Source organism: Acinetobacter sp. TR3 (genome assembly GCF_027105055.1).
Classification (GTDB): domain Bacteria; phylum Pseudomonadota; class Gammaproteobacteria; order Pseudomonadales; family Moraxellaceae; genus Acinetobacter.
Map to the genome: position 1 here is coordinate 1 of NZ_CP114267.1, position 12,326 is coordinate 12,326.

The following is a 12,326-nucleotide window of genomic DNA, read 5'->3' on the forward strand; positions in this document are numbered from 1 at the left end:
ACATTAAGTCCTTGGGACTTAGACTATATGAAAATGATGCTATGGATGCAAAAAAGGGAAAAAATGCAGAGTTTACTTTCAATCACTCCTTTAGGTGAGCACCAACTAGGTTCATTTGATAATTGGAAAAACTAGTAGAGATATTCTAATAGTGTTTTAAATTTTCCTAAAATTAACATAATACACCTTATACGTAATGCGTTATAATTCTCTTTAGAAATCAATGCTGTAGTTTCTAGTTGATAGCCCATCTTCCCCAAGGTGGGCTTTTTTTATGATTTTTCACGTTCCACGCCTATTCTTTGATCAATGTTGCACAACTTTGTTCATCTCAGTTAAACAATCGTGGTTAATCATAGGGTCTAAAAAAACGACTCCAAAACCCCCTTTTCTCAGGCTCTGGTTCAATGTGCTCAGGCACAGGAATGCGCTTATTTTCACTAGCCTCTGGTTCTTTTTGCATCATAGCTGCGACTTCTTCTTCTTCATTTTCCTCTGTCATCTGAGTGGGTTCTGGGTCGACAGACGTAGGGATATGAGGTTTTGGGGCCTCTAAAAGACGTTGCATAGCTTCAATTTGTTCTTGATAAAAAGATTCACGCTCTAATGATTGGTTTTCTCTAAGTAAAGCTTGATTCAATTGTTTTTCAAGTATGTCAACCTGTCGTTTTAATAAGTCAACTTCAGTCAAGTTTTGACTGTTAGTTGATTGACGTAAGTTGACATCTGATACTTTACTTTGGGGTTCTCCAAATACTCTTAAAGCTTCTGAAAAGTCAATTAATCCATCAGAACCTTTCGATAAATTTCCTTTATTTATATGAGCATATATAGCTTGTCTTGAATATCCATACAGCTTAGCTAATTCTGAAACTGATAATTTTTTCATATTGTAAACTGGGAGTTAAATTGAGTTAATACTTCACTGTTAAGTTGACAAAGTCAATTTACAAACCTATTTGAATCCTAATTCTTTAAGATATGGAGAATATTCTTTAATTTTTTTAGGATCTGTTAAGTCTCTAGATATTCTAATTATAAAGTCATCATAGCTTTCACCTGCTTTACTATATTTTGATGCGAATGTGGGTTCATAAGCTAACCTACCTGAGAACAAAAGAATCTGTTTATCTGTCAATTGGCCAATCAGTTCTAGTTGTTCACTCCTTGTTTTAGAAATATTTTTAACTGACGTCTTTGGCTTAAATGAAAAGCTATAGCCTGAAATTGATCGTCCAGTTTTATGCTGTTCAGACTTAACATTGATGTCCGTAAAAGTATTGATTTGAGATATAGCTATATCTAGAACTCTTCTTTTGAAATTATCTGAGCGCGTATATTCATCATCCGCAATACCAAGTTGCTGCCTAAATTCTGAAATCTCAAATACTGGAGTTTGACCAGTGCTACGCCAAGCAACTAGTAGTTCATAAAGTCTAGTGGCATATCTGCTTGTCAATTGACTTACTTGCTTTAGTTCATAACTAGTAAATCGTTCCTCAAGCCTTGTAATTAATGGGACGACAGCTGGTGAAAAGATAAGACTTACTGATGCTTCATTATCAATATAGCTAATTTCGCTTACCCAACGGCTATGAGTAGTTTTTACATTCCCTTTATCTGTTAAAGATTGATAAGTGAACCTCCTATCAAATAAGACCTTACTTGCCTCTTTCAAAACAGCATAAGCCGTATGTTTCTCTACACCGAAATTCTCTATATAGCTGGATGCATGAATTACTAAAGCATCATTAGCATTGATTCCTTTACCTGTTTGTCTAGCTTCAATAATTGCTAGTAGAACTAGCCTTTGCTCAACTAAATCAAGATTATAACTTGCATTAATTAGAGCATTATCTTTGACAACTAAGTCTTTCATTATTCTTATTACTACATCATAAAATCATGTAGTAATACTACATCAAATATTGAAGTAGTCAAATGGTCGATAAACGTAGTGATATAGGTCGATAAACGTAGTGATATAGGTCGATAAACGTAGTGATATAGGTCGATAAACGTAGTGGTATTACCTCTAAAACTATTGCTATTAGAGGCTTTCAGCTACTCTAAAAGTATTTAAAAGTATTAAAAATTATTAAAAACATTGAGAATGAAAAATTGCCCGTGGTTTTCGCTACGCTCAAACTCTATTGAATCTCGCTTTCGCTCGATTCAGGGGCAATTTTTCGGTTAATTCCTTCGTGAATTTGAGAAAAAGCAAAAGCAACTCGGAATTCGCTTCGCTCATAAAACTTTATGCTCGCTTCGCTCGGTCTAGGCTCTCATTTCGACATCTAAACTTCACTTTTTTAGGTTTGTTAACCTAAAAAAGCGGTTTTTCAGAGGGCCGAGGCGCGACTTTTGGTGATATCGCTCGTAGACACTCGCTCTGTACTTTCTGATCCAGATCCATTTTTAAAAACCCAGACCATCATAATCATTTCGTTTCGGTTCAAGCTGTGAGGGGTGTATTTCAGGTTTTGGCTTCGGCTGTGATGTTGGTTCAATCACTGGTTTTGGTTGTACAGATAGGACTTTAAACTCCATGTCCGGTTCAGGGTATAACCTGGCGTTGTTGAGATTAAAATTGATGGTATCGATATCCCATTTTTCGTGATGCAGGATCGGTTGCTGGGTTTGAATAATTTCGTTGATATCGTGGCCCAGTTCTTTTTTGTTGCTGGCTTTTTTAATGAGGTGATTGAGGTAGTGCATCACTTCAGGAGAGCTGAAGGGTTCGTTTGAGCAGCTGTAGTAGTATTCATGCTGTTGATCAAAGTGTTGTTGGCGCTGTTCCAGTTCTCGTTCTTTGGCATTGTGTTGTCTGATTTTCTGGATTTCCGTCAGGTATTCCACAGTTTCATTTTGTTTGCCTGTCCCCAGTTTGGGTTCTGGTAGGTAGAGGGTGCCGTGTATCTCGTTGTATTTTTCGTAGTTGTCTGCCGAAACTTGATTTTTAATTTGGATCTCCTGGCCATCGATCTGGTAAGTCACGGTTGGGCTATGTTCTGCCAATGCGTCATTCAGGTGATTTTCCCAAGCTTTTCGGATATGCAGGAGGTAAGTGGTGTAATCAGCATGGCCATCCTGGAGCTGGATTTTCTTGGCACCGCCTTTGGCCGGATCTTGGGGATTATAGCGTTTAAAGTACTGTTCGGCTGTGCGTTCAATGCCGTCATCGGCTTTGAGGGAGAACATGAGGTGGCAATGGGGCTGTTCTTCGCCGCTGAGACGCGATTTAACGTTGTGTATGGCGTATGAATGTGGATATTGCTGTGGAGCTATATGTTTGTCTAAAAACGTCTCTATGAGCGTTTTACGCTGGTCTGGCGTGAATTCGTTGGGAAGGGCAATTTCATACTCGATGTAGACTTTGGCATTGGCTCGCTCAAAAGTATCAGCGGCTTGCCAAAACTCAATTGGATCTTTTACCCAGGACGGCATGCATTTGCCAGGTTCAACGTATTCTAAAATTTCGTCACTTTTCTTGCGGACGTTTTCGTATTGCATCAGTCGGGAAATATAGAGGTAGTGGCCCATTGCATAACCTTTATTTTTGTTTTTGACGCTGAAATGGTAGCTGGCCATGTTCACCTCTAAATGGTTTTGGACCGGTTTTTATGGAGTGAAACGAAATGAAAACCGCCCGGATTTGGAATGCCTCAATGGCTGAAAAATCCGGTTGAAGGGGGTCAAGGGGGAAGCGCCCCATTGCGTACTAGTTTCTCCGATGAGGAGAAACTGTCAAGTGCGAATTATTTAAATAAAAAATAGAAATTCTTTTCAAGAAATTTTATTTTTTATTTAAATAATTATTTTCAGACTGCCCTCTTTAAATATGGTAAAACCATATTTAAAGAGGTTGCAGTTCTGAAAATTTGGTGGCCGATGATATGACACTAGAAAAAGCAAAAAAGCGTGGTAGACCTTCTCAACTTTTACAAATGGCAGAGTTACATGCTTTCGTTGAGTTTTTATTAGAAAAAGATCCTCGTTCGGAACTTCAAAATCAGGTTATTGATGCACTACAAGCTGAAGACTTTAACTTTGAAATGTTGTCTGAAGCTCAGCAGATTCTTGTGAAAGAAGCGTTAAAACCGTACCGTGAGCATTTGAAGCTTCAGTTGTTGTTTGATGAGTTGGTGAGAACTCCGGGAAGGACTAAGTATGAAGAAAAATTTTTGGAGCTGTACCAAGATTATAAAAAAGATGATCTAGATCCAGCTGAAATGAATATCCTGAAAACAATGTGTACGCGCTATCTGAATTTTAAAGCGCAAAAGCTTGAATACAGTGACTTGGAGCTGTATTTGAGTCAGATTCAGAAAAAGGATGCCGGGAAAAAACGTAAAGCTGAAAATCAACGTAAGTTTGAAGTGGGCGGTGGGGTTTTAAGTCTTTATAAAGTAAAAGATGATGAAAATTTAGACAGTAAAAAGTTTCTAAAAGGAATCGAAATTGACCGTTTTCTTGCCGGGAAATTTCGTCAATCTCAACTTTATAAAAAGGTTTGGGCACTAGAGCGACCAAATACAGAAAAGTATCAACTACTTTTTGAGGTTCTCCATCAGCTGTCTGGATATAGCCTAAAAGGGCAGACTTTAACGCTTCTCGATTTAGCGATTATAGATGCTCAAAAAAAGATAAAAAGTAGGTCTGAAAAAGAATGAATTTTTTGACTGTCCGCTTTTTAGCTGACTTTTCTATTTTGGCAATTGTAAATTTATGCGAAATTTATTATTTTAAAAATAAGGTCGCCTACCGTACTTACGCATGAGTAGAAAAGGGATAAAAAACCATAGGTTTAATTTTTAAAGCCATATCTAAAATTTAATTTTCTTAAGTATCAACTCGTTTGGTTCTTAGCATTTAAACATGCGTTGCTAGAAGTCTTATGACACCAAAGATTCTTTGTATAAAGAGTTTAGAGTTGGAAGTAGAGAAAATTATGTCTATTCAAGAATTCGCATTTCAATTATCTAAAAAAATTCAGGAACAGCATTCTGTAAAGATTAGCCGTTCACATATTTATGAATTAATTGCTTTAGATCAGGACTATAGGACCTATAGCTCTTTTGTTGCTCAAAATCTTTTACTTGATGCTCAATATGATGATTCTGAAGAATATTATCAGCATGAATTAATTGATGCCCTAACTCTAGAAATATTGAAAAATCCGCCTGAAACAGATTATCTAAATTATAGTGAAGATGACCTTCATTGGGATGATTATGAAGGTAATGCTTTACTGGAAAAGATTAAAAAAATCACCATAAGACTTAAGGATTTACTAAAATTCGATGCGTCAGAGGAATTATATTTATCGATTTCTAAAACGGTCTATCGAGAACTTTTATGGCTTAACTTAGAAGTTATTAACTTTAATGTCGTAAGAAAAGCACTAAGTTATATCGATTTTGAAAATGGGATGGTAGATCACCTAGAACTTGATGGTGAATATTTCGAGTTTTCAGAAATTGGGGAGGCTTTTGAAAAGATTTTATCTTATGCGAAAGACCGTAAGAATGCTGATGCATATGCTCTATTAGGTGCTTATTATCGTTATTTAGCAAATCAAATAGCTCCTTATGGTCGACATGAATCAAATTTTGGGAGTCGTTGGGACAATCATAAACAAAAATATATCAATTCTGATGAGACTAAGAAAAATAAAGAAAAGTATGAAGAATACATAAAGCAAGCTGAACACTTTGAATCTTATATTAAAAATTCACCTATGAATCTTCATGAAATTAATTTGGATGCAGACAAGGAAACAGTTTACAACCAGATTCTGTACTTGTGTAATCGAGGTGATACGAGTGCTATTGAATACTTCCTGTATGAAGAAATTTTCAAAAATCATGGAGAAGCATGGTTATACATCTACTTAGCTCAAATGTGTGGAGTTGATTTCACGCAGGATGATTTTAGAGCCTACAATGCTTATACAGGTGAGGATTATGATGACTATGGACCTATGGAAATCGCAGGTCGTGAGGCAATTCAATATGCTATAGATTTATCAGAACTAGATGTTGATAAAGATAATTTAGCTAGGAAGATTGCTGCAGAGTTATTTGAGAAAATTTAATTCATAGTCTTATAAAAAAGAGAATTTGAAATCTGTATTTGACTCATAAAATACAGATTTCATTATCATCGTTTAACATCCTGGGATAAGTTGTAGAAAGGCTGCTCTAACTTCAGAAAATTCGGCTTGAGGGTGATCTTGTAAAAAATATTCGGTCCAAATGAATGTTGCTTCATGGCCGTCATAGCAAGGATTTACATCCAGATAAAAAGCCAATCGTGCTGTTATGCAAAGTTCAAGATCATTAATTAATGTCAATCCAATCTTTTTTGCTTGAGAAGAAATAAGAAGCTTGGGCTGTACGAAATGGTTCATAAAACAAGTCCTATCAAAAGAGTAAAATTGCTTGATAAGAGTATTTAAACACATAAATAATGTGTCAATAACATTATTTATGTGTTTAAATGTAAATAAATAATCTGTGCTATACTTTTCTATCAAAACAATTCTGCTTTTTAAACTATGCCTTACGAAGAATTTCAAAGACTTATAGGTAAGTCTGGCCTTTCTATTAAAGAATTTGCAGCACTTTTAGATATGAATGCGAATTCAATTACCAACTATAAAAAGAACGGTAAAGTGCCCACTAGCATTGCAGTGATTGCAATCGTAATTTCAGATATGAAGGATGATGGTCTGGACTTTTATCCGATTTTTGAGAGAGTTCGGGCTTTCCGTGATCAAGATAGTATTTGACGTTAACCCAATTAAAGATTTAATTGGGTTCTAACAGCTGCATTTCGTAGATGAGATTTTATGTTAAATAAACAGAATTACGTCAAACCATGGCGTTTACATACTTTATCTCTGCAACAATTATCCGATACATAGCTATAATTACTAATCATTTAGTAGTGGAACATTAAGCAGTCATGAATATCTCCCTCCCTCGATTTCAAAATATTCATGAAGATAAAAAGAATGGCGTTACATATACACCAGTTGAATTAGCTGAGTTTGTTGCAAAGAAAACCATTAGTTATTTTGATAGCCAATTGTTTTTAAATAAAAAAATTAAAATCTTAGATCCTAGTATTGGTGATGGAATTCTTATTAAAGAATTACTATTAAAGTTAGGCACAGAAAAATTTTCTGAAATAGAAATAGTAGGGGTTGATCTTGATAACTCTAATTTTGAACAAATTACTTCAACAGTTAAAGAGAAATATCCTAACGTTACATTGACGTTATTAAGGGATGATTTTTTAGATTTTTATGATGCAAATAAAGAATCAAGATTTAACATTATTATTGCTAATCCGCCTTACATCCGTACCCAAATTATTGGTAGTGAAAAATCTCAAAAGATAGCAAAGGATTTTAATTTAAAAGGAAAAACTGATATTTATTATGGCTTTATGATGGCAATGTCTAGTTTGCTTAGTAATGATGGTGTGTTAGCTACTATCACATCAAATCGGTTTTTATCAGTTAAATCTGGGCACGTATTACGAGATTATTTATTAGAAACCTTAGATATACAGTCTATTTATGATTTAGGGGATACAAAAGTATTTAGTTCTGCAGCGGTACTTCCAGCACTAGTTTTTTCTAAAAAAAATAATAATCAAATTAAGGTCGATCCTGAATTTATTAGTGTTTATGAAGTGAAAAAATCAAAACAAGACCATAAAGAGGTCGAAACGATTTTTTCAGAAATAGAGGATATTACTCAACATATTAAAGTTGGTAAGTCTAAATTTGAAATTATTAGAGGAATCTTAGATTTATCTAGTTCTAAAAATAACGTATGGACTGTATCAACTAAGGAAAGTAATTCATGGTTAAGTAAAGTAACGATGAATACTTGGAAAACATTTAAAGACATTGGTCCAATTCGAGTAGGTGTTAAGTCTACAGCAGATAAGGTATTTATACGTGACGATTGGGATTCGTTTGATCCTAAACCTGAATTAATCAAATATTTGTTGACTAGCGAATGTGCGCAACAGTTTAAGGCTATCAGACCGAATAAGCCTAAAGAAATTATTTATCCACATACAAGTGAAAATGGAAAGAAAAAAGCCGTAGATATAGATCAGTATCCAGCTACTAAACAATATTTAGAAGTGTACAAAGAGCAATTAAGTAGTAGGGAATATCTGATAAAAGCGGGTAGAAATTGGTATGAATTGTGGGTTCCACAAAATCCAAGTCTGTGGTGTAAGCCAAAGATTGTTTTTCCAGATATCTCTGAAAAACCAAAATTTTGGATAGATCTAGAAGGCAATATAGTTAATGGTGAATGCTATTGGATTACACCAGACGATAGTAAAGATAATGAATTATTATGGTTATGTTTAGCAGTTGCTAACTCTAGGTTTATTGAGCAGTTTTATGACTATAAATTTAACAATAAGCTATATTCAGGAAAAAGAAGGTTCATGAAGCAATATGTTGAAGAATTTCCTATTCCTGATCCTGAATTACAGAACTCTCAAGAATTAATTAAGTTATCAAAGATGATTTATAACTTGTTAGATCAGAAAGAAAGTTCAAAGCTTAAAGACAAGCTAGATGAACTTGTCTTTAAAGCGTTTGCTGTTAATTAAAAAAGTTTGCTGGGAGTGGTAATTGGATTTTCCCATTTACTACTTTACCTTGAAACTGAGTAAATCTGTTGAAGAAGCTCTCGCCAGTAGTAACAACTAGATGAGTCAGTGTAACTAGACTCCCATTAGTCGTTCCGTAAAACACCGCATATCTAGTATCACAATGACGCACTAAAGTTGAATCTACTGGGAAGCCTAAATTATCCAAACTGTCAGGACAAACTAGCCCTAAATCGATAGTTGGAGAAGTCTGAAGCTTGACTTCCAATAACTGATTTTTAATATCGGGGAATTTCCCATCATCAGCGTAGCTAGAATATCCTAAAGCTTCGCAAACTAATTTATGTAATCCAGCCCCACGATTACGTTCCTGTACTATGCCTGGATCACTAAAAGTTAAGCCAATGAGTGGAGAGAGCCTAGTGAATACTTCTTTAATAGAAAGTAATTCTTTAGATGATGGAAAACCTATTGGAGATTGAGTTGGTTTATACGTATCTGGTGCTAAATGACCTATCAACTGATCTGTATCAAGGGGGGATATAAGTTCTAATGACTCATTAGGAGTAAATCTAGCTTGATATTTTGTAGTGATTTTGCCAGTTGTATCTAAAATGGAAAGTTCTTCACCATTTATAACTTTCACTTTGTAAATAATATCATTCGTGTCAATGCCGATAATAACATAGCGTCTTTCAGCAGAAATCTCTTCATTCCAAATCTGTAAATTTCTAGATTTTTGATTATATGTATCAAAATTTTGACCCGTAAATCGAGGTTGAACTTTCGGAAAAGTTTTTTCGATGGGATATCCTAGAATTTCACAAACCTTTTGTTTAACAACTTTAGATCTTGATTTTACAGCATAAGCACTCACATCAAAACCACATAATTTTTCATTTAAAATTTGTTCTAGGATTTCATCTGGAATCCATAGTTCAGGATGGCCAATAGTGATAGGGGTATGAATCGTAATACCTGCATTTTGGATATTACGAACATACTCATCTGCTGATAGTAGCGTCATTAAAGTCTCTTGGAATCAATAGTTCTGGAACAGTGATTCCAAGTGCTTCAGCAATTATCTCTAAGGAACTTAAAGAAAGATTTTTTTCACATCTCTCAATAGCTCCTATATATGTCCTATGCAATTTACAAAGTTCAGCTAACTCTTCTTGTGAAAGATTATTGGCTGATCTATAACTTTTTAGATTATTAGAAATAATCAATAGTAGTTTATGACTAGGCTTACGAAACATTATTGGAAATCACTTATTTGAGTCCAAATAATGAAAATATGATGACAATAAGTCGACAGACGATAAGTAGCATTAGAGAGTATAAGTCGTATTTAATTATGAAATTTTTCTACAATTAACATAAGACGAATTATGCGAATCAAAAAAAATTGGTAATAAAAAAACCCCGACATCCTGTCGGGGTTTTTCGTATTTAGTACTAGGGTCAACTCCTGTCATCCCTCGCGTCCTGTCGCTGATCTTGTTATTTTTATCTGGAACATCCTGTTCTCAATGAAGCCATGATATGCAATCTGGTGGTATCTGCCTATTGGTGATTTTCTTGAATGCCTGTACGCCAGAACGTACATGCAGATATCCTCAAATTATCCCAAGAATTGTCCGCAGGAAATGGGGATAATTTCAGAAATGAGAGCCTTTAGAAATCAGGAAAATTTGGATTTTTGAATATTTTTTAACCAATTTTATTGGCTAAAAGTGACAAAAGTGCTTAAAAAGCAGCCGACTTGTTTCGGAGTCGGCTTTTTACCTATTTTTTAGTCATGACTAATTTTTTAAATATTTGAAAAACAAGGATATTTTAAAAGGTATTTCGCATAACAGCCATTATGTTAAATCAGCAGTCAGAGCTTGGATCTTCCAGCTGTAAATAAGTCTCGAATTTCCCTCTAATACTGTCAGGTAAAGCTAAGTCGTCTATATTTTTTTGACTTGCCAGCATGTATGTTTTTAGAGCATCAAAGGCCTTTTGATCATCTAATAACATATGGATAAATTTACTTCGATTGATTCCCATATCTTCACAAAAAACATCCAATTTCATGAGATCTGGCTCAGGTAACTTAAATGACATTGCGAGAGTTTTTACAGACTTTGCATCTAGCTCTGTGGCATGACGGAGACCTAGTTCTTCAAAATAATTACTCATTAGCTTGCCCCTTCTTTTGTTGATTCAGTATTTCATATGCTAAATCCGTAGCTCGGTCTATGAAGCCCATTTTTTCCAGCATGGAGATATGGAAATACTCATTTCCTGAATCTTTGAGTTTATTTTTTATCTTAATTAAATGGTCCTGTACTGCATCAATATCAGTATTTTCTTGATTTAAATCACCAATCTGATAAAGGCCTTTCAAATATGAAAGATAAGCTGATTCTATATAAGAGCTAACTATTTCTTGAAGAACTTTACTCTTGCTTTTGCCTATAGCAATTGCAACCGATTCAAGAATCATATTCTGGTCTTCGGAAAGTTTAATTGACAGCCCTTTCATTGCATTAGGCTCAAGATTGATACGAGTATTCAAACCTAGTTCGACAAAAGCACTCAGCCCATCGATAGACATTTCCCTTTTAGCTCTATGTCTATAGGCCAACTCTTCTAAATCTAACTTTTCAACCATTTGTTTTATCTATCAGTTTTTGAAATTGAATAAATTATAGCATATTAAATCTTAATGTAGATACAAATGTAAATACTTTTTGTAATAAAAAAAATTACGAAAAGTATTTACAGATTTTTTTTTGTGTTATAGGATGAAAAAAATACAGGCAATAGGCAGAAATAAAATGGTTAAAACGACCCATTTCATGAAGAGAACTTCTCAACGAGGAATTACCAAAGCAATGGTTAACTATGCTTTAGAGCATGGTGAAATCGATGGAGATAAGGTGATAGTGAATAGAAAATTGATCCTGCGTCACCGAGAAGAGGTACTACGTGAATTAGCTGTTATGGCTAAGCTTCTAGATAAAGGTGGAATCGTTGTTGTTAGTGAATATGAGTCTTTAATTACGGCCTACGACTTTGATAGTCGTAAAAACAAATATTCTTAAGGAATCGTGTTATGAACAAGAAATATGAAAACGAAGACAAAATCTATGTATGGCGTTGTGATGATACTTTGAATAGATATCAGCAAGAAGCACCATCTGATATTCCATACAATGATGATGAGCCATATGAAGATCAAATAGAGCCTAGTAGTCCTCCTCCTAGAAAGCCACTCACACAGTCATTAACAGGGGCTAACAGAGGATTCATATCTAATCATTCTGGATATGATTATGAGGGTTCAGAAAACTATGAACATGATGATAATGGAGATCGTATGAACTACTCAGGTGTATACGATAGTGTAATTAATGATCTTAGTGAGCATGAAGGTTATCAGGAAGGCTATGATTATTGATCATATAATACGAATTATGCGAAGCTCGGATCGTAAGATCAGGGCTTTTTTTGATCCTATAAATAATTTTTGAGGGAAGTAAATTAGAATGCAAGAAGATGAAATTGTAGAATTTTTTGAAACATTTAATGAAAAGCCCACAAGTTATGCTTTAGTTTCTTATATCAATAAGGAAAATGAAGTTAAGGCAGCTGTATTAGATATGGTTGGTACCAAAGATTTTAAA

14 protein-coding genes are annotated in these 12,326 nt (G+C 34.6%); 6 read left to right on the forward strand and 8 right to left on the reverse strand.

The features are described 5' to 3' along the window. Window positions 1-349 precede the first annotated feature (349 nt). The 3 genes from O1449_RS15905 to O1449_RS15915 all read right to left on the reverse strand — a co-directional run bounded on the left by O1449_RS15905 (window position 350) and on the right by O1449_RS15915 (window position 3,591). The gene (locus tag O1449_RS15905) at window positions 350-889 is read right to left on the reverse strand and encodes a plasmid replication DNA-binding protein (protein WP_033134789.1); all 540 of its coding nucleotides are present in this window, start codon (window positions 887-889) and stop codon (window positions 350-352) included. Between the two features lie 66 nt (window positions 890-955). Next, window positions 956-1,879, reverse strand: coding sequence for a replication initiation protein RepM (gene repM / locus O1449_RS15910; RefSeq protein WP_023271596.1), 924 nt, complete (start codon window positions 1,877-1,879; stop codon window positions 956-958). A 539-nt stretch (window positions 1,880-2,418) separates the two neighbouring features. Continuing rightward, complete coding sequence (locus O1449_RS15915; protein ID WP_167588530.1) at window positions 2,419-3,591, reverse strand: MobA/MobL family protein; 1,173 nt, start codon at window positions 3,589-3,591, stop codon at window positions 2,419-2,421. A gap of 305 nt (window positions 3,592-3,896) precedes the next feature. Here O1449_RS15915 and O1449_RS15920 point away from each other — a divergent pair, with 305 nt between their 5' ends. Further along, on the forward strand, window positions 3,897-4,673 hold the full coding sequence (locus O1449_RS15920; protein ID WP_004762676.1) for a hypothetical protein: 777 nt from the start codon (window positions 3,897-3,899) through the stop codon (window positions 4,671-4,673). A 224-nt stretch (window positions 4,674-4,897) separates the two neighbouring features. Next, on the forward strand, window positions 4,898-6,097 hold the full coding sequence (locus O1449_RS15925) for a hypothetical protein (protein ID WP_004762678.1): 1,200 nt from the start codon (window positions 4,898-4,900) through the stop codon (window positions 6,095-6,097). A gap of 72 nt (window positions 6,098-6,169) precedes the next feature. Here O1449_RS15925 and O1449_RS15930 read toward each other — a convergent pair whose 3' ends face one another. Further along, window positions 6,170-6,412 (reverse strand): hypothetical protein, encoded by a 243-nt coding sequence (locus O1449_RS15930; protein ID WP_004762680.1) that lies wholly within the window; start codon window positions 6,410-6,412, stop codon window positions 6,170-6,172. A 147-nt stretch (window positions 6,413-6,559) separates the two neighbouring features. Here O1449_RS15930 and O1449_RS15935 point away from each other — a divergent pair, with 147 nt between their 5' ends. Together O1449_RS15935 and O1449_RS15940 are read left to right on the forward strand one after the other, a co-directional pair. Continuing rightward, on the forward strand, window positions 6,560-6,793 hold the full coding sequence (locus O1449_RS15935) for a hypothetical protein (protein WP_004762682.1): 234 nt from the start codon (window positions 6,560-6,562) through the stop codon (window positions 6,791-6,793). Between the two features lie 176 nt (window positions 6,794-6,969). Continuing rightward, window positions 6,970-8,649, forward strand: a complete 1,680-nt coding sequence (locus O1449_RS15940) for an Eco57I restriction-modification methylase domain-containing protein (protein WP_179991620.1) — start codon at window positions 6,970-6,972, stop codon at window positions 8,647-8,649. Here the strand turns inward: O1449_RS15940 and O1449_RS15945 are convergent. The 4 genes from O1449_RS15945 to O1449_RS15960 form a co-directional block, all read right to left on the reverse strand. Further along, a complete protein-coding gene (locus tag O1449_RS15945) occupies window positions 8,642-9,676 on the reverse strand; it encodes a hypothetical protein (protein WP_269239815.1) in 1,035 nt (344 codons plus the stop codon). The genes O1449_RS15940 and O1449_RS15945 overlap by 8 nt on opposite strands. After that, window positions 9,654-9,908 (reverse strand): helix-turn-helix domain-containing protein, encoded by a 255-nt coding sequence (locus tag O1449_RS15950; protein WP_081402697.1) that lies wholly within the window; start codon window positions 9,906-9,908, stop codon window positions 9,654-9,656. Before O1449_RS15950 ends, O1449_RS15945 begins: the two co-directional genes overlap by 23 nt. Before the next feature lie 616 nt (window positions 9,909-10,524). Beyond that, the gene (locus O1449_RS15955) at window positions 10,525-10,836 is read right to left on the reverse strand and encodes a hypothetical protein (protein ID WP_269239818.1); all 312 of its coding nucleotides are present in this window, start codon (window positions 10,834-10,836) and stop codon (window positions 10,525-10,527) included. Continuing rightward, the gene (locus O1449_RS15960; RefSeq protein WP_269239820.1) at window positions 10,829-11,311 is read right to left on the reverse strand and encodes a hypothetical protein; all 483 of its coding nucleotides are present in this window, start codon (window positions 11,309-11,311) and stop codon (window positions 10,829-10,831) included. Before O1449_RS15960 ends, O1449_RS15955 begins: the two co-directional genes overlap by 8 nt. 133 nt (window positions 11,312-11,444) lie before the next feature. Between O1449_RS15960 and O1449_RS15965 the strand changes: the two genes are divergently transcribed. Both O1449_RS15965 and O1449_RS15970 read left to right on the forward strand, forming a co-directional pair. Further along, window positions 11,445-11,744 carry a DUF4258 domain-containing protein gene (locus O1449_RS15965; RefSeq protein ID WP_269239822.1) on the forward strand — a complete coding sequence of 100 codons (300 nt, stop codon included), beginning with the start codon at window positions 11,445-11,447 and terminating at the stop codon, window positions 11,742-11,744. An 11-nt stretch (window positions 11,745-11,755) separates the two neighbouring features. Continuing rightward, entirely contained in the window at window positions 11,756-12,100 is a 345-nt protein-coding gene (locus O1449_RS15970) for a hypothetical protein (RefSeq protein WP_269239824.1), read from the forward strand. Window positions 12,101-12,326 lie beyond the last annotated feature (226 nt).

Excerpts from the sequence above, each read along its gene's own strand:
- O1449_RS15905 (WP_033134789.1), bottom strand. The coding sequence starts at position 889 with ATGAAAAAATTATCAGTTTCAGAATTAGCTAAGCTGTATGGATATTCA.
- repM (WP_023271596.1), bottom strand. The coding sequence starts at position 1,879 with ATGAAAGACTTAGTTGTCAAAGATAATGCTCTAATTAATGCAAGTTAT.
- O1449_RS15915 (WP_167588530.1), bottom strand. The coding sequence starts at position 3,591 with ATGGCCAGCTACCATTTCAGCGTCAAAAACAAAAATAAAGGTTATGCA.
- O1449_RS15920 (WP_004762676.1), top strand. The coding sequence starts at position 3,897 with ATGACACTAGAAAAAGCAAAAAAGCGTGGTAGACCTTCTCAACTTTTA.
- O1449_RS15925 (WP_004762678.1), top strand. The coding sequence starts at position 4,898 with ATGACACCAAAGATTCTTTGTATAAAGAGTTTAGAGTTGGAAGTAGAG.
- O1449_RS15930 (WP_004762680.1), bottom strand. The coding sequence starts at position 6,412 with ATGAACCATTTCGTACAGCCCAAGCTTCTTATTTCTTCTCAAGCAAAA.
- O1449_RS15935 (WP_004762682.1), top strand. The coding sequence starts at position 6,560 with ATGCCTTACGAAGAATTTCAAAGACTTATAGGTAAGTCTGGCCTTTCT.
- O1449_RS15940 (WP_179991620.1), top strand. The coding sequence starts at position 6,970 with ATGAATATCTCCCTCCCTCGATTTCAAAATATTCATGAAGATAAAAAG.
- O1449_RS15945 (WP_269239815.1), bottom strand. The coding sequence starts at position 9,676 with ATGACGCTACTATCAGCAGATGAGTATGTTCGTAATATCCAAAATGCA.
- O1449_RS15950 (WP_081402697.1), bottom strand. The coding sequence starts at position 9,908 with ATGTTTCGTAAGCCTAGTCATAAACTACTATTGATTATTTCTAATAAT.
- O1449_RS15955 (WP_269239818.1), bottom strand. The coding sequence starts at position 10,836 with ATGAGTAATTATTTTGAAGAACTAGGTCTCCGTCATGCCACAGAGCTA.
- O1449_RS15960 (WP_269239820.1), bottom strand. The coding sequence starts at position 11,311 with ATGGTTGAAAAGTTAGATTTAGAAGAGTTGGCCTATAGACATAGAGCT.
- O1449_RS15965 (WP_269239822.1), top strand. The coding sequence starts at position 11,445 with ATGAAAAAAATACAGGCAATAGGCAGAAATAAAATGGTTAAAACGACC.
- O1449_RS15970 (WP_269239824.1), top strand. The coding sequence starts at position 11,756 with ATGAACAAGAAATATGAAAACGAAGACAAAATCTATGTATGGCGTTGT.